This window comes from Kitasatospora griseola (genome assembly GCF_014648555.1).
GTDB classification, from domain to species: domain Bacteria; phylum Actinomycetota; class Actinomycetes; order Streptomycetales; family Streptomycetaceae; genus Kitasatospora; species Kitasatospora griseola.
The window spans coordinates 176,625-176,978 of record NZ_BMRI01000006.1; the positions used below are offsets into that span (position 1 = coordinate 176,625).

The window sequence follows — 354 nt, forward strand, 5'->3', positions numbered from 1 at the left end:
TCAGGGCTACGACGGCGGGAAGCGGGTCAAGGGCCGCAAGCGCCACATCGCCACCGACACCCTCGGCCTGCTCCTGGTCCTGATCGTCACCGCCGCGGGCGTCCAGGACTCCGCAGGCGGCAAGCAGGTCCTGGACGCGCTCGCCGACCGGTGGCCCACCGTGACCAAGGCCTGGGTGGACGCCGGCTACAACAACGGCGTCGTCAAGCACGGCGCCGCACACGCCATAGACGTCGAGGTCGTGACGCGCGACAAGGCCCAGAAGGGCTTCGTCGTCCAGCCGATCCGCTGGCGCGTTGAGCAGACCTTCGGGATCATGTCCCGGTACCGGCGGCTCCACCGCGACTACGAGGA

General features: G+C 69.8%; 1 protein-coding gene. It reads left to right on the plus strand.

Features of this window, described 5'->3' with window-relative positions:
• Positions 1-354: transposase (locus tag IEZ12_RS38115; protein ID WP_229847429.1), on the plus strand; the 354-nt coding region annotated here is incomplete at both ends.